A 20,587-nucleotide genomic window follows, 5' to 3' on the forward strand; every position below is an offset into this window, starting at 1 on the left:
CCTCCGGCGGCTCTTTCGCCTCTCCCGCCTCGTTTTCAATTGTCCCAGGGCCCGCAATTTCCGGACCTTGTCGCGTGAATTCCTTGTCAGAGACGATTTCTGAATCCTGATAGGAATAGCCATGAAGTTCTTTCTCGCCATTTCCTCCCTCTCTCTCGCCCTGGCCACGACATCCCCGGCCACGGCGCAACAGAGCCTTGTCGACCAGCTGTCGCAATATGTGCCCGACTCCGTGCTGTCGCTGCTGAGCGAATCCGAGATCCTGACCGCTTTCAGCATGTCGACAAGCCGCGAGACCAACGCGCAGAAGGCGTCACGGGTCGCCTATATCGCCACCAGCGGGTCCGCACCGCGCACCTACTCGCGGACGCAACTCGATCTCGTGGGCAGATATCTCACCGATGAAGAGCTGTCCCGCATGTCCGGCCAGCACATCGGGGACGCTTTGGCGGTCGTGCATTCGAGCCGACCCGAAGTGGAAAAGCGGGGCATCATCCGAGCCTTGTCCGCCCGGTAAACACTGCGTCCACGCATACGCACGAAAGGGGCCGCACCCCGTTGCGGCCCCTTTTCCCATGAACCGAGCGCGCTCACCCCGCCTCGAAGACCAGCCCCATGGAATCGCGCAGGGTGATTGGCCCGCCAAGGTAGTCCTCGCCGATGCCCGGGCTGCGCAGGATCAGCCGCCAGTCGCCGCCGCGCGCCCCCTCGGGCAGCAGCTCGAGCGGGTCGATCTCCTCGGTCTCGCGACCCTCCATGTGGCAAACGGAAAACACCCGCCGCCCATCGGGCCCGTGGCGCAGGGCGGCAAAAACCGTGCGGCCCTCGATCGGCTCGAGATAACGGAAGCTGTCGTCGGGGCCGAAGTTGCCGCGCAGCCAGGGGTTCTGCTGCCGGAAATCGCGCAGCCGCCGCATGAAGCCGGTCTGGGTCGGATCGAGCCACGACAGGTAGTGCGAGACATTGCAATACTCGTGCATGTCATCCATCCAGGCGCAGGCGATCCGCTTGAGCGCGCCGACGGTGTAGCGCTCCGGCCCGGCCAGCGGCGGCTCGACCGCGCTCAGCAGGGCGGCAATGGTGTTGAGGTCGTAGTCGGTGACCTCGACCAGCGCCGGCAGGAACTCGAAGAAGCGCGCCAGGTCCTCGCGGGTCTCGAACCCCATCTCCTTGAGCCGACGGAAATTGCCGGGGATCGAGTAGCTGTAGGTGTCGACCTGCCACTTGAGGCTGATCGCCTCTTCAGCCACCACCTTGACCCCGTATTTGTCGTCCTGGTTCCGGATGAAGCCCCAGCTTGCCCGCGCCGTGGCGTTGAGAAAATCCATCGGCACGCCCGGGAAGACCGCATAGGTGAGGATCGACACCGCCGGGTTGTCATAGGCCTTGTCGAGAATCTCCATCTTGGTGTCGCCGAGCCGGGTGTTGATGTTCAGCTTGGGGTTCACCTGAGTGCCCCGGCGCAACGTGTCGTGGTTCGCCGTCCCCGAGATCCAATTCGCCCCGTGCGCGAGGATCTCCTTGATCCGCCAGTACTTCGACAACCAGAAAGTGTAGATGAACGGCGTGTTGTGGGCAAAAGTCAGCGGCCCCCACTGGAACACGTCGGGGTCGTGGGTCTGCTCCTCGATCACGGCGCGGTAGGTCGAGCTCAGCTCCCAGTCTTCGTCGGGCCAGGGGCGGCCATCCTCGAAGACGAACCAGGGCAGGTACTCGGTGCCCGCCACCTCCTGCACAAGGCCGGACATCTCGCGTAGGTAGTCATCGTCGTGGCGCAGGGTCTGCGCCGCCCAGTCCCACCACTTGAAGTCCTGGGCGCCGTCGACCCGCACACCGTCGGCGCCGAAGTTCACCTTGCGACGCTGCAACTCGAGCAGGATCGCCCGCACGTAGGGGTTCAGGTAGTCGAGGTTCTGCCCGTACATGTTGGGCCCGGCAAAGTAGTGGCTCGACAGCGCATTGAGCCCCTGGTTGTCGGAATGACCGAAAACCACGTCGAGGATCAGCTTCTTGGGTGTACCGGGGAAATTGTGCAGCGCGGCGGCGAAATCGACCAACTCGTCGGGCCGGGCGCTTTCCAGCAGCACCGGATTTACCGTCGCCATGCCGGCGATGACGATGTCATAGCCCCAGTTGGTGGTGTTGGGCCGCATCAGCGTGGCCTCGATGCGCCCCTCCTCGCTCAGGCTCTCGGTCCAGAAATCCGGTCCCGCCTCGTAGACGGTGGTCGGCTCGAGCGGCAGCGGTTGCACCGCGTCATAGCCGATGAAAAGCTCGTCCGCCGGCTCCAGCGGCAGACCGTTGGCAACCCGTTCCCCGATGCGGTGGATTTGCCGGGTGAGGCTGGCGATGGTGCCGCCTGCGGTGGCGGTGGGGATATGCAGCTGCAGGATCGAAGTCGGAGCGCCGAACTTATGCGGGCCGTCACGCTTCAGCGCCTCGAAATACCCCTTGTCGGGGCGGTCCTTCTGCATCGAGGCGACGTCGTAAACCTCGGCGGGGGCCAGCGCGCCAAAGGGCACCGACATGGCAAGCGGGTCGAGGATGCGGGTCATCTTGCCTTCGGCATCTCGCCAGACCAGCGCGTAAAAGTCGCCGGTCTCGGCGCGGTTGCCCGCCCTGACCCCCGTGGCAATGGAAAACACGAAGGCCTCACACCTCTCGACCGGCAGTAGCATCCGGTCGAAGCTTGTCTCGCTATGCGACAGCGTGAGGTCGAGCGCTCCCTCGGGGCGCAAAATCTCGACGAAGATGTCGCCGTCCGAGACGCTCCAGTCCTGCAACTCTGGCGCCCAGAAGCCAAAGACGACCCGGTCACCTTCGACCTGCGCGCCGAGCCTGCGCGCGATCGTGCGCCCGGCCGAGAACCGGTCTTCTGCGGTGGTCAGAATGCGCTCGCACCATCGCGAAAGCTCGAGAGTTGCGTCTGCGTCGTGGGACAGGCTTTCGATGCGGTCGTACACGTCCGGGTCTCCTGTGTGATCTGCGGGCGCCTCGGCCCTTGCGTGCGGCCCGCGCTCAGCGCGCCGGGGTGAGCATGATGGTCGACAGGGGCGGCAGGGTCATGCGCGTCGCGGCAGGCCGGCCCTGCGCGCCCGGCGCGCCCGCTTCGACCTGCCCCATGTTTCCGGCGCCCGAGCCGCCGTAAATCTCGGCGTCGGTATTCAGAATTTCGCGCCAGACGCCCGCGTGGGGCAAGCCCAGTTCGAAGTCACCGCGGGTCACGGGGGAGAAATTGCACACGATGACCACGGGATCATCACCTTCGGCCCCCTTGCGGACCCAGGCGAAAACATTCTCGGCCGCGGCATCGGCGAGGATCCACTCGAAACCCTGCGCTTCGCAGTCGCGCCGGTGAAGCGCAGGCAGCTCGCGGTAGAGCCGGTTGAGATCGCGAACCAGAGAGCGCATGCCCATGTGGTCCGGCTGCTTGAGCAGGTCCCACGGCAGCTCGCCCTCGAAGTCCCATTCGGTGGGCTGGGCGAACTCCTGCCCCATGAACAGCAGCTTCTTGCCCGGGTGACCCCACATGAACCCGTAATAGGCCCGCAGGTTGGCGAATTTCTCCCAGTCGCTGCCCGGCATCTTGCCCAAGAGCGAGCCCTTGCCATGCACCACCTCGTCGTGGCTGATCGCGAGGATGAAGTTCTCGGAAAAGGCATAGGTGAGACCGAAGGTCATCTGGTGATGGTGATGCTGGCGGTAAATCGGGTCCATCGCGACATAGCTGAGCGTGTCGTGCATCCAACCCATGTTCCACTTGAAGCCAAAGCCAAGCCCGCCCTGCTCGACGGGGCGCGAGACGCCGGGAAAGGCGGTGCTCTCCTCGGCGACGGTCATGATGCCGGGCATCGCCTCTTGGGTTTCGGCGTTCATCCGGCGCAGCAGGTCGATCGCCTCGTAGTTCTCGCGCCCGCCGTCCTTGTTCGCCACCCATGCGCCGTCATTGCGCGAGTAGTCGCGGTAGAGCATCGAGGCCACCGCATCCACGCGCAGACCGTCGGCGTGGTACTCCTCGAGCCAGTAGCGGGCGTTGGCGGCAAGGAAATTGACCACCTGCGGCTTGCCGAAATCGTAGATCAACGTGTTCCAGTCGCGGTGAAACCCCTCGCGCGGATCGGCGTACTCATAAAGCGCGGTGCCGTCGAACTGCCCGAGCCCATGCGCATCCGATGGAAAATGCGCCGGCACCCAATCAAGCAGCACCCCGAGCCCCTTGCGGTGCGCGGCATCCACCAGGTCGCGGAACTCATGTGGCGGGCCGTGGCGCACGGTGGGTGCAAAGAGGCCCGTTGGCTGATACCCCCACGAGCCGTCGAAGGGATACTCGGCAATGGGCAGCAGCTCGATATGTGTAAAGCCCATGTCCGCCACGTAGTCGACCAGCTGCGTTGCCGCCTCCCTGTAGGAAATCGGACGGCCGTTCTGCGTGTGATCCCGCTTCCATGAGCCAAGGTGGACCTCGTAGATCGACACTGGCGCGTCCGGCGCATTGCGGGCCGCGCGCGCCGCCATCCAGTCGGCGTCGTGCCAGCCGTAGCCGGTGATGTCGCGCACCACGCTGGCGTTCTCGGGCCGGTGCTGACTGCCGAATCCCATTGGGTCGGCCTTGAGCGGCAGGGTGTTTCCGGCGGCGTCGACGATCTCGTACTTGTAGAGCGTGCCCTCGCCCAGCCCCGGCAGGAACAGCTCCCAAAGGCCCGCGCCGCGCTGCTGCAGGGCGTCCGCCCCGCCCTGCCAGTCGTTGAACGGGCCGACGACCGAGACCCGCTGCGCATTCGGCGCCCAGACGGCAAACTGCGTGCCCCGGACATCCTCATGCGTGATCACATGGGCGCCGAGCGCGTCCCAGAGCCGCCCGTGACGACCCTCCGCGATGAGATGGACGTCGAGCTCGCCGAGGACCGGGCCAAACTGCGAAGGCGCATGGGGCCCGTCCTTATCGTGCTCAGTCTGGAGTGTGCGTCGCTGCGAGTGCTGCATAAGCCCTTGCTCCCTTTTTGGCATCGGTCCGGCCAAGAAACCCGGTGGCTCCCGAGATGGCGAGAGGGGCGCGCCAGAAAAGCGCGGCGCACGCGTGCCCGCCGCAAGGGCCGGACCATGATTTCCAGTCAACCTAATGCGTGAGCGCGAGGCGTCAAAGTCGCCCCGCCGCATGACTTCCGACCGCCGGGTTGATCTAAAGCAAGACGCCGCCGCCAGATTGACCCTAGGGTAGCTCCATTCGGTGCGAAGAGAGGGACCCATGCAGAAAGTACTTCTGTGCCTGGCCGCCTGCCTGCTGGCCCTGCCCGCCCTGGCCGAGGGCGAGATGGCGCATTTCGCGATCGGCGCAGATGTCTTCCGCGCCGGGCGCTCGGTAGAGGTCGATGGCGCGGGGTCGGACGACCTTTTCCTGGCCGGAGAGATCGTTACCGTGACCGGCGACATCACCGGCTCCGCGCATCTTGCAGGACGCGAGGTCCGGGTCGAAGGCGCTGTTGGCGGCGATCTCTACGCGGCGGGCGACGAGGTCACGCAGCAAGGCCCCGTCGGTGGCGACGCGACCCTTTTCGGGCGGGCACTTTCGGTGTCCTCGATCGGGGGCGACCTGCGCATTGCCGGGTCGGACCTGCAGCTCACCGGCCCGGTCGCCGGCTATGCCATGGTGGCCGGCGAGAAGGTCGGCTTCGACGCGGAGGTCGCCGGTGATGTGAGCCTTGCCGCCGAGCAGGTGATCTGGGGGGATGCGGCGCGCATTCGCGGGCGGCTGATCGTCTACGAGGAGACCCCGGGCGATCTCGACGTGCCCGACCGGGTGGCACCGGACGCCCGCATCGAGCGCCGCGAGATCGAGGCCTGGGAGGGGCCGACGGCGCCGAGCTGGCGGCGGGCGATCATCGGTTTCCTGCTGGGCGTGGTGGGGATCGCCGCGCTCGGAGCATTGATCGCCGTGCTGGTGCCCGAGCGGCTCGCCGAGATGCGGCGGCAGATCCTCGACCGGCCTTTCCACACGCTCTGGCTCGGTTTCCTGACCCAATCGGCGGTGATCGGCGCGGGCGTGCTCTTCGCCCTGACGCTCATCGGCCTGCTGCTCACCCCGGCGATGATCCTGCTGGCCCTTGTGGGGGGCTTCGCGGGCTACCTGGTCGCTGCCTATGCCTTCGGCGTGGGGCTCTTCCTCGCCTTTGGCCGAAGCGAGCCGCTCAGCATCGGCGCACGTGCCCTCTCGGCGGGTCTCGGCGCGCTGGCCGCGGGCATCATCGGGCTCATTCCCTTCCTCGGCTGGCTTTTTGTACTGGCCATGGTTCTGACCGGGGTCGGGGCGATCACCCTGCGTGTCATCCGCCCGTCGTTCTTCGTCGGCGACGAATAGGGGCTACCCCAGGGCAGCGCCTCCGCAGGGACATCGCGCCCCAACGCCCGGCGCTCAGCGTTTTTGGCGCGACTTGTCCTTGATCACCCCGCGGACCATCTTGCCAAAGGCCCGGTCCTTCACGCGCCGCTGCTGCAGGCTGGCCGAGTTGAACTCGTCTTCAGCCTTCAGCTTGCGCCAGCGGGCAAGACGCGGCGCGTCGAGCACGCCGTCGTCGATCGCCGCGCGCACCGCGCAGCCCGGCTCGGTCTCATGCCCGCAGTTGCGGAACCGGCAGCCCGCCGCCAGTTCCTCGATATCCTCGAAAACCTCGGCGATCCCCGCGGCGACATCGGTCAGTTGCAGCTCGCGCATCCCCGGCGTGTCGAGCAGCAGGCAGCCGCCCGGCACCGGGTGCAGCTCACGGTGGGTGGTGGTGTGGCGCCCCTTGGCGTCGTCCTCGCGGATGCCCTGCGTGGCCACGTGCTGCGCGCCCGAGAGCGCATTGGTCAGCGTCGACTTGCCAACGCCCGAGGAGCCGACAAAGCCCACCGTCCGCCCAGGCTTGCACCAATCGGCCAGCGCTTGAGCAGGCGCGCCACCGCGGGCGTCGAGCGCCACCACCTGCACCCGGTCCGACAGGCCTCGTGCCTCCTCCACGTAGGGCGCCGGGTCGTCCACGAGGTCGGTCTTGGTCAGCACGATCACCGGCTCGATCTCTGCATCGAAGGCCAGCGCGAGGTAACGCTCGAGCCGCGCGACGTTGAAATCCTGGTTGCAGGAGGTGACGATGAACAGCGTGTCGATATTTGCGGCGATGAGCTGGACCTGCCGGTCGTGTCCGGCGGCGCGCCGCTTGATCAGCGAGGCGCGTTCCAGCACCCGGCTCGACTTCGGCAGCGCGCGGTCGAGCAGCAGCCAGTCGCCCACCGTCGAGTCGGGTCCCGCCGGGATCAGCGTGTCGATTCCGTCTCCGGCCACGTGAAGCCCGCCGCGATGCACCGAGAGCACTCGGACGGGCGGCGTCTCGATCAGTGCCTCGGCGTCGATCTGCTGGGCGAAGAAATTCCTCCAGCCAAGCGCCTCGAGCGCCGAGAGCGCAGGGCGGGCCGGCTGCGGGGCATCGCCCTTGCCGGGAAGGAAAGCTGAATAGTCTCGGACCATGAGGTGTCCCGCTGCGGGAGGAAGACGGAGAGGCCCAGAATGCCACAGCCGCGCAGGGGGGCAAAGCCCCAGGCACGCTTCTGCCCCAGCGGAATGCGGCGCAGAAGAGTGTTTCTGCGTTCGCGGGCGCGCCGTCGATCAGGCGGTGATGATGTCGATGAACGGCAGGTTGCCCGCAGTCAGCCCGGCATCAACCGGCAGGACCGCGCCGGTGATGCCGCTCGCCATCGGCGAGGCGAGGAAAATCGCGGCCTTGGCCACCTCCTCGGGGCTGACCAGCCGGCCCAGCGGGTAGAGCGCGGTGACCTTCGCGAAGATATCAGGCTGGCGGGCCTTGCGCTCGTCCCAGGCGGGCGTGTGCACCGACCCCGGCGCCACGACGTTGGCGCGCAGTCCATGCTTGCCCTCCTCGGTCGCAAGCGCCTTGGCCCAGGCGATGATCCCGGCCTTGGCCGCGGAATAGGCCGGGCTGCCGAAGTGGCTGATCCCGTTGACCGAGGCCACGAAGACCGCCGCCGCCCCCTCGGGCCGCCCTCGCAACGCCGGCAGCAGCGCGCGGCTGAACACCGCCGCGCCGGTGAAGTTGAGGTGCAGATCGTGCTGGATCACCGCCGTGTCGGTGTGGTCCAACAGATCGACGCGGGTGCCCCCAGCGTTGGAGATCAGAACATCCACCGGCGATTGCGCGATCTTCGCCGCCGCCGCCACGGTCTCGTCCGTGTCGGTGATGTCGAACTCAACCACCTCATCGGCCTGCAGGCCGCTTCCGGTGCGGTCGCAGGCGACCACATGCGCGCCCGCCTCCTTCAGCGCGGCCCTCATGGCGGTGCCGATGCCGCCCCCCGCCCCAGTCAGAACAACACGTTTTCCGCTCAGCAACATCTCAGGCTTCCTCGTCTTGGGCAGTTACGGCATCGAGCCCCAGTGGATCCGCCACCTTGGGCCAGAAATCGCTGCCCGCCTTCTGATAGGCGGTCAGCGCCGGTTTCGTCGGATAGGATGACGGGCTGTCCACGTGAATGATCCGCGAGGACACCGGATCGAACCCCGCATGGAAATGGTTGGTGGATTTGACCAGCAGGATTTCCTTTCCTGTGAAATCCACCCCTTGGTTGGAAAAGAGCGTCGGCTCGTAGGTCTGCGTCCGGCTGGAGATCAGAACGATGTCGATTTCGGTGCCGCGGATGCGGACGGTGGCCGAGCGGCCCAGCGTCACGCGGCTGGCACGGAAGCTCTGGTGACCCTCCTGCGCGAGGTGGAGGACCTCGATCTCGGCATCGATGGGCGGGCCAGCTTCCGCCCCAGCCTTGCCGCCGAAGCGCAGGCGCAGCGTCGCGCCGAGGCCCGCCGCATGGCAAAAGCCCACCGCCACAGGATCCCAGATCGCCCCCACGGCGACCCTGTCGACGGCGCGCGCCATCAGCGAGAGCAGCACGTAGGTGCCATCCCCCGCGCAGCCGCCGCCCGGATTGTCCCAGGTGTCGGCGATGGTGACGGGCATCGATGGATCGGCTTCGCGCACCGCGAGCGCGAGATCGATACCCTCCTCGTAGTCCAGGATCGGCATCGCGGTCTTGCCGCGCAATGCGTAGAGTTCCTCTCCCAGTTTTCGGGCCAGCGCCGCGCCCTCTTCCGGCGCATTGTCTGTGACCACCATGATCTTCGTGCCCATCTCGGGCACGTCGCCCGCCATGAATCCGTGGATGATCGAGCACGACAGGATCTTGCCCTGCCCCTCCAGCAGCTTCATCCGGTCGACGAAGCCGCGCATGGGTTCCTGGCTTGTCGGATAGAGGCCGATCATCTTGCAGTCGAAGGTCGAGATCACCGGGCGCACTTCTCCGCGCAGGGCCCGCAGGGCAAGGTCCACCACATGCGTACCGCGCTCCTGAAAATCGGTATGGGGGAACTCGAGGAAGGTCGCCGCCAGGTCGAGCTGCGCCACGCGCCTCCGCGTGAGATGGCTGTGCGGGTCAAACTCGGCAGCCACCAGCACCTCGGGGCCGACGATGGCGCGGACACGCTCGAGGAAATCGCCCTCGCAGTCGTCATAGCCCTGCGCCACCATCGCGCCATGCAGTCCGAACACCACGCCGTCCACCGGCATGGCCGCGCGCAGTTGGTCGAGGATCTCGTCGCGCAGTTCCTCGAAGGTTTCCCGCTTGATGAGTCCCGCAGGTTCCGCCCAGGTCGAACTTCCCTCAATCACCGTGAAGCCTTCGTCGCGGCCGCGCCGACGCAGGATCGGCACCGGCGAAGAGCAGAGCGTCGGGGTCTCGGGGTGCTCCCCCGGCCCGGCGTAGAAGGCCGCCTCGAAGGCCGCGCGATCGGTCGGCAGCGGCGAAAAGGTATTCGTTTCGGTGGCCAGAGACGCGGTAAACACCCTCACGCGGCGACCCTCCTTGCATTGTGGCGGACCGGCGCGGGTCCGCTTTTGTGAAGTCCTGTCGCCGCGCGCCGGGTCATCCGCTCAGGCCGCGTCGCGCGACGGCGCGCGCAGGGCGAGGATGGCTGCGCCCACGAGGCCGGGTTCGGTGCGGCATTGCGCCTGCACCACCAGCGGCTCGGAGGGTTTCGCCAGCGTCAGCGGCCGTGTGGCCTCGTCGAGCGCCGCGATCAGCGCGGCATCGTTCGCCAGCCCGCCACCCGCGGCGACCACGGTGGCGCCGGTCATGTTGACCACCATGGCCAAGGGGCCCGAGAGCAGCTCCAGCCAGGCAGCCACGGTCTTCGATGCGCCCGCATCCCCCGCGTGCCAGCGCGCGAGGATCTCGGTCGAGGGCAGTTCCGTCCCGGCAATGTCGCGGTGCAGCCGCTCGATGCCGCGCGCCGAGCAGGTGGCATCGAGGCAGCCGTTCAGGCCGCAGCCACACTGGTAGGATGGCAGCGGCGTGTCGAGGCAGTCGAGCAGGCGTTTGGCCACTGGTCCGTGCCCCCATTCGCCCGCGTAGCCGCTGCCCGCGCCGATCAGCCGCCCCCCGGCGACGAGCCCGCCGCCGACGCCGGTGCCGATGATCGCCCCGAAGACCACGTCATGCCCGCTCCCGGCCCCCACGGCAGCCTCGGCAAGCGCGAAGCAATCGGCGTCATTTGCCACGAGCACTTCGACCCCCAGCAGCGCCGTGAGCTCGGGCGCCAGGCGGCGTCCGGTCAGGCAGGGGATATTCGCGACGGTGGCCCGGCCGGTCTTCGGATCGACCACGCCCGCGATCGAGATGGCCACCCGCTCGGCCCTTCCCGCCGCCTCGGCGATGGCCTCGCTGAGGGTGGCCACGAAGGCATCGAAGTCATCCCCCGGCGTCGGACGGCGCGAGAGCGCGCGCACGTCATGAATGCTGGTCGCCACGGCGCTTTTCACCGATGTGCCGCCGATATCGAAACAGACGATCATGCCGCCACCTCATCGCCCCACGGGCTGCCGCCGATCCAGACGTCCTGCAACGCAAGGTCTCGATCGAGAACCAGGAAATCTGCGCGACCGCCCTCGGCAAGACACCCGACGTCGGACAATCCTGCGGCCTGTGCGGGATAGAGCGTCGCCATGCGCAGCGCCTCGTCGAGCGGCAGTTCCAGTGCCGCGACGCAGTAGCGCAGCGCCTCCAGCATCGAGATGTCCGCCCCTGCCAGCGTACCGTCGGCCAGCGTCAGGCGCCCGCCCGCGCGGTAGATGGTGCGGCCGTTGAGGGTGATTTCGGTCAGGTCCGAGCCCGTCGCTGCCATCGCGTCCGAGACGAGGAACACATGCCCCGGCCCGCGCTTGCCGCGCAGCGCGACCCGCATGGCCACGTCGCTGACATGGTGCCCGTCGGCGATCAGCCCGCAACTCACCGCGCCCGCGTCCAGTGCCGCGCCGACCAGACCCGGAGCGCGGTGGCCCATCTGGCTCATCGCGTTGAAAAGATGCGTCGCCATGCTCGCCCCGGCGGCGAAATAGCGCGCGGCGGTCTCGGCACTGCAGTCGCTGTGCCCGAGCGAGACTTGCACGCCCCCGCCGACCAGCCGCGCAACCTGCTCGACCGTCGCCGCCTCGGGCGCCAGCGTCACCAGCAGATGACCGCAGCTGCCCTTTGCCGCGAGGATGCGCTGCAGATCGGCCTCCTCCATGGGGCGCACCAAGTCCTCTGCGTGGGTGCCCTTGCGGCGCGGATCGAGGTGCGGCCCCTCGAGATGAAGACCCGCGAGCCCCAGCTGCCCCGCGGCATGCGCCGCAGCACAGGCCGCGAGCGCCTGCGAGGTCTTCTCTGCCGTGTCGGTGATCAGCGTGGCGAGGATCGAGGTGGTCCCGAGCGCCCGGTGCGCGGCGCAGATCGCCGCCAGCCCCGCGGCGCTCGTGGTGTCGTTGAACTGCACCCCGCCGCCGCCGTTGACCTGCAGGTCGACGAGACCCGGCACGATCAGCTCGACCTCTGCCGCCTTGCCGGGAATCACCCCGGTCACTTTCCCGTTCGCAAAGCTCACCGCAGCGGTCTCATGCCAGTCCCAACCGTCGAAAACCCGGCGCGCGACCGGGGAAATCCCTGTCCTCATGCGCTCCGGGGCTCCGCAGGGCCGCACAGGGGGAGCGCGGCCTGAGCCGCTCGCCCGCATCTGAGGCAGGAACTGAAAATGAATTTCACCATAGTCGCTGTCTTTCGCATTTTTATATTGACTGTCACGAAACTGACCCACAGTCTACGAAAATAAATTACGTAAACCGGCGACAGCCCCGCGTCACCCACCGTCGCGGAAGGCACCCTCGCCCGGGAAAAGAACAGGGATCGAGAATGAAAGTCGGCATCGTCGGGCTTGGGTACCGTCTAGGCTACCTGAGCCAGGTCTTCACGCAAATGCATCCTGATTTCGAGATCGCTGGCTACGTCGATCCCGCCCCTGCGGGCATGGGTCTTCTGGAGCAAAAGGGCATCTCCGCAGGCACCCCGTACGCGACAGTGCAGGAGCTGCTCAAGGCCGAAGACCTCGACCTGCTGATGGTGGGCTCGCCCAACTGCATGCACCTCGAGCACATCCGCGCCGGTTTCGAGGCAGGCGTGAAGGTGTTTTCCGAAAAGCCCGTCGTCACCACCAAGGACGACAGCTTCGAGATGGCGCGGCTGCTCGCGACATACGGCGTCGAGAACCTTCTGGTCGGCCTCGTGCTGCGCTACGCCCCTCTCTACACTGACCTGCGCGCGGCGCAGGCGCGCGGCGAGCTCGGCGATGTGGTCTCGATCGAGGCCAGCGAGCACATCCCCCCCTACCACGGCGCCTTCTTCATGCGCGACTGGCGGCGCTACGACCGCTGGGCCGGCGGGTTCATGCTCGAGAAATGCTGCCACGACATCGACCTCTATAATGGCGTCATCGGCGCCCGCCCCGAGCGGGTGAGCAGTTTCGGCGGCCGCCGCACCTTCGTGCCCGCGAACGATCCGCGCAACCGGGGCATCAATGATCTCGGGGTCTACAGCCAGAAGCCTTCGGGCTGGAACGGCACCGACAAGGTCTTCGACAGCGACGCCGAGATCATCGACTACCAGGTGGCCATCGTCGAATACGAGAACGGCGCCGCGCTGAACTTCCACACCAACCTCAACGTGCCCGACGATTTTCGCCGTTTCGCGGTGATCGGCACCCGCGGCATGGCCGAAGGAGACTTCGTCCGCGGCTTTCTCAATGTCACCGACAGCCACACCCGCCAGCCACTCGAGCGCAAGACCTACCAGGCCAGCGACCTCTCGCAGCACTACGGCGCGGACGAGGAGATGGCCAAGGGCGTCATCGCCTCGGTGCTGACCGGTGCGACACAGCCCGTCTCGGTGCTCGACGCGCTCGAGGCGGGGCTGCTCGCCATGGCAATGGACGAGGCCCGCGCCAAGCGCACGGTCATCGAGATGTCGCGCACCTGGGATCTCTACGACGAGGCCCTCACCGCCAAGGTTCCGGCCTGATGAGCGCACAGAAGTCCGCCGTCATCTTTGCCTGGATCCTGCTGGTCCCCGCTCTGGCCTATGTGTCCGCCATTGTCGTCTACCCGCTGCTGCAGACCGTGAACCTGTCGTTCACCGACGCCTCGCTGCGCCGCACCACGAATTACATCGGCTGGGAGAACTATGCGAAGATCTTCGACGCCGAGTTCGCCACGATCATCGGCCGGACCTTCCTTTGGACCTTCCTCTCGGTCTCGATCAAGATGATCATCGGCACCGGCGGGGCGATGCTGCTCAATGCCGCGCTGCCCGGCCGCGCGCTCTTCCGCATCCTGACCATGCCGCCCTGGATCGTGCCGATGGCCATCGGCATCTTCATGTGGGGCTGGATGTACAACGGCCAGTTCGGCATGATCTCGGGCCTGCTGCAGCGCTTTGGGCTGGTCGACGGGCCGGTCGCCTTCCTCGCCTACGGCCACACTGCGTTCTGGGCGACGATCATCACCGACGTGTGGATCGGTGTGCCGATGGTGACCATGTACATGCTCGCCGCCGTGCAATCGGTGCCGCAGGACCTGCACGAGGCCGCCTGGACCGATGGCGCGAGCCGTCTCTACCGGATGCGCAGGATCACCCTGCCGATGATCTTCCCGGCGGCGATCACCATGTCGATGATCTCGCTGATCTCGACCTTCAACTCGTTCGATCCGATCTGGATCCTGACCCAGGGCGGCCCCTCGGGCTCGACCACCACGATGATCATCGACACCTATTCGACCGCGCTCGGCTCCAAGAAGTTCGGCGAGGGTGCGGCGAGAGCGGTGGTGATCTGCCTGTTCCTGTCGGCCTTTGCCCTGCTCTACTTCCGCGCCGTCACCAAGCTGTCGAGGAGGATGACCACATGATGAAGAAAAACGCCATGATCGACCGCTACCGCTGGTGGGAAGTGGTCCTGATGTACTGCGGCATCTTCGTGTTCCTCTTCTTCGTGCTGGCGCCCTTCATCGAGGGCTTCCTGGTCTCGCTGAAGCCGCTGGGCCTGCTTTTCTCGACGCCCTACAAGTTCCTGCCAGAGAACGGCTCATTCAAGGCCTACTTCACCATGTGGGAGAGCGTGCCCGAGTTCGGCCGCTACATCTTCAACTCCTTCTTCATCTCGACGGTGATCACCGTGGTTGTGCTGCTGCTTGTGGTGCCCGCGTCGTATGCCTTTGCCCGGATCAGCTTTCGCGGCTCGGGCACGCTGCTCGGCGCCTTCCTGGCGGTGAACATGTTCTCGGGCGCGGTGCTGCTCATCCCGCTGTTCCGGTTGATGCGCGCCTACGGCATGCTCAACACCTACTGGGCGATGATCGTGCCCGGCGTGGCCTTCCTGATCCCTACGGCGATCTGGCTGCTCTCGACCTACATGCGCCGCATCCCGCGCGAGCTGGACGAGGCCGCCTATGTCGATGGTGCCAGCCATTTCTACATCCTGCGCCGGGTGATCCTGCCGCTGGCGATGCCGGGCATCACCGTGGTCGCCATCACCACCTTCATCGGTGCCTACGCGCAGCAATTCATCTTCGCGCTGACCTTCAACTCCAAGACGGAATTCATGCCGCTGCCCATCGGCCTTTACGCCTACTTCGGGCGCCAGGAGGTGATCTGGAACGAGCTCATGGCCGCGAGCTTCGTCGGCATTGCCCCGGCGATGATCCTGATCTTCGCGCTGCAACGCTACCTCGTCGCCGGCCTCACCGCCGGGGCGGTAAAGCAGTAGGCCGCGCAAGACCCGGCGTCCGCGCCGCGCGCGCGGAGGCCCTCCATGGCCCCCGAGGGAGGGGGTGACCGGCGGCTCCCGCACGAGGGGGCAGCCGAAGACCGCCCCGGGACAGGGGAGCCAGAAAGGCCCGCCGCACAAGCGGCAAGAAACGGCCCCGCCCGACAGGGCACCAACAGGAGAGAACAGGAATGACCAAGACCCTTCTTCGCACCGGCGCCGCGCTCGTCGCGCTGACCGCCGCGATGCCCGCCATGGCCGAAGAGATCACCATGATTGTCTGCGGCGACACGATGAACCCGGTCCAGCAGAAATACATCGACCAGTGGGAAGCCCAGAACGAAGGCTGGACCGTCGCCCCAGAAGTCGTCGGCTGGGGCCAGTGCCAGGACAAGGTGACCACGCTCGCCGTCGCAGGCACCCCCGTGGGTCTCGCCTACGTCGGCTCGCGCACGCTGAAGGAATTCGCCGAGTTCGGCCTGATCGAGCCGGTGCCGATGAGCGACGAGGAAAAGGCCTCCTACTACCCCAACGTGGTCGACACCGTGACCTACCAGGGTGAGCAGTGGGGCGTTCCGGTCGCCTTCTCGACCAAGGCCTTCTACTGGAACAAGGATCTCTTCAAGGAAGCCGGCCTCGATCCGGAAAGCCCGCCAAAGACCTGGGCCGAGGTCATCGACGCCGCCAAGGCCGTCACCGAGAACACCGACAGCGCCGGCTTCGGCCTTGTCGCCAAAACTTTCGACAATACCATGCACCAGTTCCTGCATTGGGTGTATACCAACAACGGCCAGGTCGTGGACGCCGAGGGCAACATCGTGCTGGACTCGCCCCAGAACCTCGCGGCGCTGGAAGCCTACAAGGCGCTGGTGCCCTACTCGGAGGAAGGCCCGACCGCCTACGAGCAGAACGAGGTCCGCGCGATCTTCCTCGATGGCGGGGTGGCGATGATGCACGCCTCGATCGGCGCTGTCTCGCGCCTGCAGGACACCGACATCAACTGGGGCGTGGCCAACCTGCCGCTCGGCCCGGACGCCCAAGGCCCGGGCACGCTGCTGATCACCGACAGCCTCGCCGTCTTCTCCGGCACCGGCTACGAGGAGCAGGCCACGGACCTGGCCAAGTTCCTCACCGCGCCGGAAGCACAGGAGGAATATGACCTTGCCGAGGGTCTGACCCCGCTGCGACCCTCCGCCAAGATCGACGCGCTGGTCGCCGAGACCCCCTACTGGGCGCCCTATATCGACGGCATCGAGTTCGGTGGTCCGGAGCCGCTCTTCACGGACTACCGCGGCTTCCAGAACGTCATGATCGAGATGGTGCAATCCGTGGTCACCGGCGCGGCAGAGCCCGCCGACGCGCTGGCCAAGGCTGACGCCGCGCTCAAAGAGCTCGAGTGACCCAGCGCTGATTGATCCGAGCCCGCATGGGTTCTCATGGTCCGGACCTTCGGGTCCGGACCGCTTGAATAGGAAAGGACTTTCCCTTGGGACAGCTTGCCCTGAGCGGTGTGAAGAAACGCTTCAACAAATTTGAGGTCATCCATGGGATCGACCTCGACATCCGGGATGGCGAATTCGTCGTCTTCGTCGGGCCTTCGGGGTGCGGCAAGTCCACGCTGCTGCGGATGATCTGCGGGCTGGAAGAGATCACCGAGGGCGCATGCACGATCGACGGGATCCGCGTCAACGACCTGCCGCCGGTCAAGCGCGGCATCGCCATGGTATTCCAATCCTACGCGCTTTATCCGCATATGTCGGTCTTCGAGAACATTGCCTTTCCGCTGCGCGTCGAGAAGCTCCCCGAGGCCGAGATCAAGGAGCGCGTGATGCGCGCGGCGCGGGTGCTGCAACTGGAGAACCGGCTGCAGCAGAAGCCGGGCAACCTCTCTGGCGGACAGCGCCAGAGGGTCGCCATCGGCCGGGCCATCGTGCGTCAGCCGTCGATCTTCCTGTTTGACGAGCCGCTGTCGAACCTCGACGCTGCGCTGCGCGCCGAGATGCGCATCGAGCTGACCGCGCTGCACCAGAAACTCAAGGCGACGATGATCTACGTCACACACGATCAGGTCGAGGCGATGACCATGGCCGACCGCATCGTGGTGCTCGACGGCGGCAGCATCAGCCAGGTCGGCGCGCCGCTCGAACTTTACCACAAGCCTGACAACCTGTTCGTCGCGGGCTTCATTGGCAACCCGCGGATGAACTTCCTCCCCGGCACCTGCACGAGGGTCGGTCCCGAGGGCGCCACGGTGAGTCTGAACACTGGCGGCACGATCACCGTGCCGGTCGAGGCGCCCCGCAGTCTCGAAGGCCACCAGATCACATTGGGCATCCGCCCCGAGCACCTGAGCCAGGCCGGCGGCGATCTGTCGATCGACGTGATCCCGAATGTCGTCGAACGGCTGGGAGTGAACACCGTGGCCTATGCCGAACTCGAGGGCGTGGGCACGATCTCGGCCTTGCTGCCCGGATCCTCTCCGGTGGCCCCGGAGACACCCGCGACGCTCTCTTTCCTCGCCGCCGACTGCCACCTCTTTGACGCCGACGGCATGGCCCTCACGCGCAAGGTCGACAGCTCGATGCCGATCCCGGCAGCGGCCACCGCCTGAGGCACCTTGGCGGGCTCACTCACGGGCTGTTCGCAGATAGAAACAAAAATGCCCTCGCGCAGATCGCGGGGGCATTTTCTTCATTATGGAGCTCGCTCATAGACCGCTCGGGAGCCGAGGGGTTCCTGGCTCACCAGACGGTGCCGCGCGCCGCCACCTTAAGCACCCGGGTGACCTTCTCGCCGTCGTGGAAGACCATCCGGTCGAAGAGATTGGTGACCACACAGGTGTGGTTCGGGATCACGCGCAGCACCTCGCCCACCTTGGGCCCCTCGCCCGCGATTCCCGACAGGTTCACCACGCCGTGCTCTTCCGACAGACCGGTGATCCGCGCACCGGGGTATTCGACGATCATCCCGTGATCCTGAAAGCCGAGCAAATCAGAGGTCAGCGCCTTGGAGCCCGCGTCGATCACCGCACGATCCGGCGTCGGGCGCGAAACCACGGTGACGAGAATATGCATGGCGCACTCATCGAGGCTGGCATGCCCCGCGCGCACCATCGCACGGTCGTTGTAGACATAGGTCCCCGCGCGGTGCTCGGTCGCCGAAGGGATGTCCCCCGCCGCAAAGAAATCCGGAGTGCCGCCGACGGTCACCGCAGGACAGCCGAGCCCAGCATTGTCCAGAAGCGCCTTGGCCGAGGATACGAAACCCTCGACCGCCGCGGCCCCGCCGGGCGCCGGGTAGGTCATCAGACCGCCGAAGCGAAGCCCGCCGGCCGCCGCGATCTCGGCGGCGAGCGCCGCCGCGGCCGACGGCGTCTGCACGCCGCAGCGCCCGCCGCCGGTGTCGCATTCGACCAGCACCGTCAGCGGCGCATCGGCGCAGAAAGTGGCGGCGAGCCCGGCCACGACCTCAAAACTGTCCGCCGTAACCGCAAGACGCGCCACACGCGCCTTCAGCGCCTTGAGCCGCGCCAGCCTTGCCGCGCCGAGGATGTTGTAGGTGATCAGGATGTCGTCGAAGCCGGCCTCGGCGAAGACCTCTGCCTCGGTCACCTTCTGGCAGTTGATCCCCACCGCCCCTGCCTCGAGCTGCGCGCGCGCGACCTCGGGCAGCTTGTGCGTCTTGATATGCGGGCGGAAAGCTCGGCCGAGCCTGTCCATAAATTCCTGCGCGCGGGCGATGTTGGCCGCCATGCGCGCCTCGTCGATGACCGGCAGCGGGGTCAGCAGTTCGGAAAGCGGCGCGCCGGGCGCCGGCCAGATGTTCGCGAGATCCGGCATCAGTGCCCCGCGTAAGGCAGGTAGCCCACGAAGCCGGCGATTTTCCAGCCGTTCGCGGTCTCGCGACAGGTGTATAGCGTCTGCCACAGCAGCCGATCCTCGCCCCCATCGGCACGCTTGAGGATCCCGTCGAACTTCTTGCGCACCAGCGCCACAGGGCCGTCAACCTCGATCTCCTCGAGCTTGGTGGCGCGGAAGATGCCGGCGCGGGGGTCCTCGGCGTAGTCGGTCCTCTGCCCCTCCGCGGCCTGCCGCAGCCATTCGTCGCGATAAGCCTCGAGCGAGGCGAAGGAGAGCGTCCACGTCTGCGGATCGGGATTGAAATTTCCGTTCATCCCGATGAAATTCTCGGAGAGGAAATCGCCCTCGATCATCCCCCAGTCGGCTCCAATGAAGGCATCGATGTCGCGCGGCACCAGCATCTCCCAGATGGCGTGGCGGGCGCTGTCCTCGGGCGCAAAGGGGTTCTGCATCGGATCACGCATCTCGGCGGCCTCATTCCGTATCATGTTGCAAATTATTTTCGTGGATTACCGAAAACGCTGGCCACTTTTCCGCCCGCATGCGAAAGTGTCAACGAAAATAAGAAAATGATTTTCGGACAAGAGCAAAATCCGCGCACCTTCGGCTCTGTGGAGTGTCCTGTCCGATGGAACCTTCGAGGGGGTCGGCCCATGGATATCTTTGCAACGCTGATGCAGGAAGGGCTGAAGCTCTCACAGTCCGAGCAGCGCATCGCCGACCTTGTGCTGAAGGACATCGACTTCGCCACCAATGCCTCGATCACCGACCTCGCCGCAAGGGCCGAAGTGTCGCCCCCCACCGTGACCCGCTTCTGCCGCCGGCTCGGCTGCAACTCCTTCTCGGATTTCAAGGTCACCCTGGCCAAGTCCTCCTACGTCGGGCTGCGCTACCTGCGCCCGGAGGCAAAGTCCTCGACCCCTTCGGAGGTGGCCGAAGACATTGTGACCAAGGCCCAGAAAGCGCTCTTCATGATGCATGACGCGCTCGACATGGCAGCCATGGAGCGCGCCGCGGAAACCCTCTCGCGGGCCGAGATGATCTATGCCTTCGGCTCGGGCGGCAACTCGTCGATGATCGTCAACGAGATGCAGAACCGCCTGTTCCGCCTCGGCGCGCGGATCACCACCTCCACCGACCACGGCATGCAGATGATGCAGGCCTCGGCGGTGACGCAGCGGGACGTGGTGTTCGGCTCGTCCTTCTCGGGGCGCAACGCCGAGCTGGTGCGCGCCTTCGGTCTTGCCCGCGATCAGGGAGCGACGACCATCGCGCTCACCCAGTCCGGCTCTCCGGTGTCCGAGGCCGCCGACGTGGTGCTGTCGGTGGTCCTTCCCGAGGGCGAGAACATCTTCCGCCCCACCTCGACCCGCTACGCCATGCTGGCCGTCGTCGACATCCTTGCGAACCTCGTCGCCTACACCAACCGGACCGAGAGCGCCGCCACCCTGCGCCGGATCAAGGAGAGCCTGATCCGCCACCGGGACGGCGACGACCGACAGCTTCTGGGCGACTGAGCCCCTCCTCAAGAGGTCGCGCCAAAGCGGCCCCCTCCGCAACGCCA

Annotated in this window: 17 protein-coding genes; 8 read left to right on the plus strand and 9 right to left on the minus strand. The window is 66.4% G+C overall.

The genetic code is table 11. The features are described from left to right. The first annotated feature begins 121 nt into the window (after window positions 1–121). On the plus strand, window positions 122–517 hold the full coding sequence (locus tag G0Q01_RS25990; RefSeq protein WP_164198314.1) for a hypothetical protein: 396 nt from the start codon (window positions 122–124) through the stop codon (window positions 515–517). Window positions 518–590: 73 nt separating this feature from the next. Here G0Q01_RS25990 and gghA read toward each other — a convergent pair whose 3' ends face one another. After that, on the minus strand, window positions 591–2,963 hold the full coding sequence (gene gghA / locus G0Q01_RS25995) for a glucosylglycerol hydrolase (protein WP_370457354.1): 2,373 nt from the start codon (window positions 2,961–2,963) through the stop codon (window positions 591–593). A 55-nt stretch (window positions 2,964–3,018) separates the two neighbouring features. Then, window positions 3,019–5,157, minus strand: a complete 2,139-nt coding sequence (glgB, locus tag G0Q01_RS26000; RefSeq protein WP_164198312.1) for a 1,4-alpha-glucan branching protein GlgB — start codon at window positions 5,155–5,157, stop codon at window positions 3,019–3,021. 88 nt (window positions 5,158–5,245) lie between these two features. Here glgB and G0Q01_RS26005 point away from each other — a divergent pair, with 88 nt between their 5' ends. Then, complete coding sequence (locus G0Q01_RS26005) at window positions 5,246–6,355, plus strand: hypothetical protein (RefSeq protein WP_164198309.1); 1,110 nt, start codon at window positions 5,246–5,248, stop codon at window positions 6,353–6,355. 54 nt (window positions 6,356–6,409) lie between these two features. Here the strand turns inward: G0Q01_RS26005 and rsgA are convergent, their stop codons facing one another. The 5 genes from rsgA to nagA form a co-directional block, all read right to left on the minus strand. Beyond that, window positions 6,410–7,498: a ribosome small subunit-dependent GTPase A gene (rsgA, locus tag G0Q01_RS26010; protein WP_164198306.1), complete on the minus strand. Its 1,089-nt coding sequence runs from the start codon at window positions 7,496–7,498 to the stop codon at window positions 6,410–6,412. A gap of 138 nt (window positions 7,499–7,636) precedes the next feature. Then, window positions 7,637–8,380 (minus strand): SDR family oxidoreductase, encoded by a 744-nt coding sequence (locus tag G0Q01_RS26015; protein WP_164198304.1) that lies wholly within the window; start codon window positions 8,378–8,380, stop codon window positions 7,637–7,639. A 1-nt stretch (window position 8,381) separates the two neighbouring features. Beyond that, complete coding sequence (locus tag G0Q01_RS27470) at window positions 8,382–9,887, minus strand: M81 family metallopeptidase (protein ID WP_164198301.1); 1,506 nt, start codon at window positions 9,885–9,887, stop codon at window positions 8,382–8,384. Between the two features lie 81 nt (window positions 9,888–9,968). Beyond that, entirely contained in the window at window positions 9,969–10,889 is a 921-nt protein-coding gene (locus G0Q01_RS26025; RefSeq protein WP_164198299.1) for an ROK family protein, read from the minus strand. Continuing rightward, the gene (gene nagA / locus G0Q01_RS26030; RefSeq protein WP_164198296.1) at window positions 10,886–12,025 is read right to left on the minus strand and encodes an N-acetylglucosamine-6-phosphate deacetylase; all 1,140 of its coding nucleotides are present in this window, start codon (window positions 12,023–12,025) and stop codon (window positions 10,886–10,888) included. The genes G0Q01_RS26025 and nagA overlap by 4 nt, the downstream gene beginning before the upstream one ends. A 236-nt stretch (window positions 12,026–12,261) precedes the next feature. Here nagA and G0Q01_RS26035 point away from each other — a divergent pair, with 236 nt between their 5' ends. From G0Q01_RS26035 to G0Q01_RS26055, 5 genes are all read left to right on the plus strand, one after another. Continuing rightward, complete coding sequence (locus G0Q01_RS26035) at window positions 12,262–13,422, plus strand: Gfo/Idh/MocA family protein (protein ID WP_164198293.1); 1,161 nt, start codon at window positions 12,262–12,264, stop codon at window positions 13,420–13,422. Beyond that, entirely contained in the window at window positions 13,422–14,306 is an 885-nt protein-coding gene (locus G0Q01_RS26040; RefSeq protein ID WP_108969450.1) for a carbohydrate ABC transporter permease, read from the plus strand. The genes G0Q01_RS26035 and G0Q01_RS26040 overlap by 1 nt, the downstream gene beginning before the upstream one ends. Continuing rightward, window positions 14,303–15,163: a carbohydrate ABC transporter permease gene (locus G0Q01_RS26045; protein ID WP_203595186.1), complete on the plus strand. Its 861-nt coding sequence runs from the start codon at window positions 14,303–14,305 to the stop codon at window positions 15,161–15,163. Before G0Q01_RS26040 ends, G0Q01_RS26045 begins: the two co-directional genes overlap by 4 nt. 191 nt (window positions 15,164–15,354) lie before the next feature. Continuing rightward, complete coding sequence (locus tag G0Q01_RS26050; protein WP_164213977.1) at window positions 15,355–16,563, plus strand: ABC transporter substrate-binding protein; 1,209 nt, start codon at window positions 15,355–15,357, stop codon at window positions 16,561–16,563. 86 nt (window positions 16,564–16,649) lie between these two features. After that, a complete protein-coding gene (locus G0Q01_RS26055) occupies window positions 16,650–17,774 on the plus strand; it encodes an ABC transporter ATP-binding protein (RefSeq protein WP_164198287.1) in 1,125 nt (374 codons plus the stop codon). Window positions 17,775–17,904: 130 nt separating this feature from the next. Here the strand turns inward: G0Q01_RS26055 and G0Q01_RS26060 are convergent, their stop codons facing one another. Both G0Q01_RS26060 and G0Q01_RS26065 read right to left on the minus strand, forming a co-directional pair. Then, complete coding sequence (locus G0Q01_RS26060; RefSeq protein ID WP_164198285.1) at window positions 17,905–19,002, minus strand: D-TA family PLP-dependent enzyme; 1,098 nt, start codon at window positions 19,000–19,002, stop codon at window positions 17,905–17,907. Further along, a complete protein-coding gene (locus tag G0Q01_RS26065; protein WP_164198283.1) occupies window positions 19,002–19,487 on the minus strand; it encodes a hypothetical protein in 486 nt (161 codons plus the stop codon). Before G0Q01_RS26065 ends, G0Q01_RS26060 begins: the two co-directional genes overlap by 1 nt. Before the next feature lie 189 nt (window positions 19,488–19,676). Between G0Q01_RS26065 and G0Q01_RS26070 the strand changes: the two genes are divergently transcribed. Then, window positions 19,677–20,540, plus strand: a complete 864-nt coding sequence (locus G0Q01_RS26070) for a MurR/RpiR family transcriptional regulator (RefSeq protein ID WP_164198281.1) — start codon at window positions 19,677–19,679, stop codon at window positions 20,538–20,540. The last annotated feature ends 47 nt before the right edge of the window (window positions 20,541–20,587 follow it).

The organism is Salipiger sp. PrR007 (assembly GCF_010499845.1).
In the GTDB taxonomy this organism is placed as follows: domain Bacteria; phylum Pseudomonadota; class Alphaproteobacteria; order Rhodobacterales; family Rhodobacteraceae; genus Salipiger; species Salipiger pacificus_A.

Excerpts from the sequence above, each read along its gene's own strand:
- G0Q01_RS26005 (WP_164198309.1), top strand. The coding sequence starts at position 5,246 with ATGCAGAAAGTACTTCTGTGCCTGGCCGCCTGCCTGCTGGCCCTGCCC.
- G0Q01_RS26025 (WP_164198299.1), bottom strand. The coding sequence starts at position 10,889 with ATGATCGTCTGTTTCGATATCGGCGGCACATCGGTGAAAAGCGCCGTG.
- G0Q01_RS26060 (WP_164198285.1), bottom strand. The coding sequence starts at position 19,002 with ATGCCGGATCTCGCGAACATCTGGCCGGCGCCCGGCGCGCCGCTTTCC.
- G0Q01_RS26015 (WP_164198304.1), bottom strand. The coding sequence starts at position 8,380 with ATGTTGCTGAGCGGAAAACGTGTTGTTCTGACTGGGGCGGGGGGCGGC.
- G0Q01_RS26040 (WP_108969450.1), top strand. The coding sequence starts at position 13,422 with ATGAGCGCACAGAAGTCCGCCGTCATCTTTGCCTGGATCCTGCTGGTC.
- G0Q01_RS26065 (WP_164198283.1), bottom strand. The coding sequence starts at position 19,487 with ATGCGTGATCCGATGCAGAACCCCTTTGCGCCCGAGGACAGCGCCCGC.
- nagA (WP_164198296.1), bottom strand. The coding sequence starts at position 12,025 with ATGAGGACAGGGATTTCCCCGGTCGCGCGCCGGGTTTTCGACGGTTGG.
- rsgA (WP_164198306.1), bottom strand. The coding sequence starts at position 7,498 with ATGGTCCGAGACTATTCAGCTTTCCTTCCCGGCAAGGGCGATGCCCCG.
- G0Q01_RS26035 (WP_164198293.1), top strand. The coding sequence starts at position 12,262 with ATGAAAGTCGGCATCGTCGGGCTTGGGTACCGTCTAGGCTACCTGAGC.
- G0Q01_RS25990 (WP_164198314.1), top strand. The coding sequence starts at position 122 with ATGAAGTTCTTTCTCGCCATTTCCTCCCTCTCTCTCGCCCTGGCCACG.
- G0Q01_RS26050 (WP_164213977.1), top strand. The coding sequence starts at position 15,355 with ATGACCAAGACCCTTCTTCGCACCGGCGCCGCGCTCGTCGCGCTGACC.
- G0Q01_RS26070 (WP_164198281.1), top strand. The coding sequence starts at position 19,677 with ATGGATATCTTTGCAACGCTGATGCAGGAAGGGCTGAAGCTCTCACAG.
- G0Q01_RS26045 (WP_203595186.1), top strand. The coding sequence starts at position 14,303 with ATGATGAAGAAAAACGCCATGATCGACCGCTACCGCTGGTGGGAAGTG.
- glgB (WP_164198312.1), bottom strand. The coding sequence starts at position 5,157 with ATGCGGCGGGGCGACTTTGACGCCTCGCGCTCACGCATTAGGTTGACT.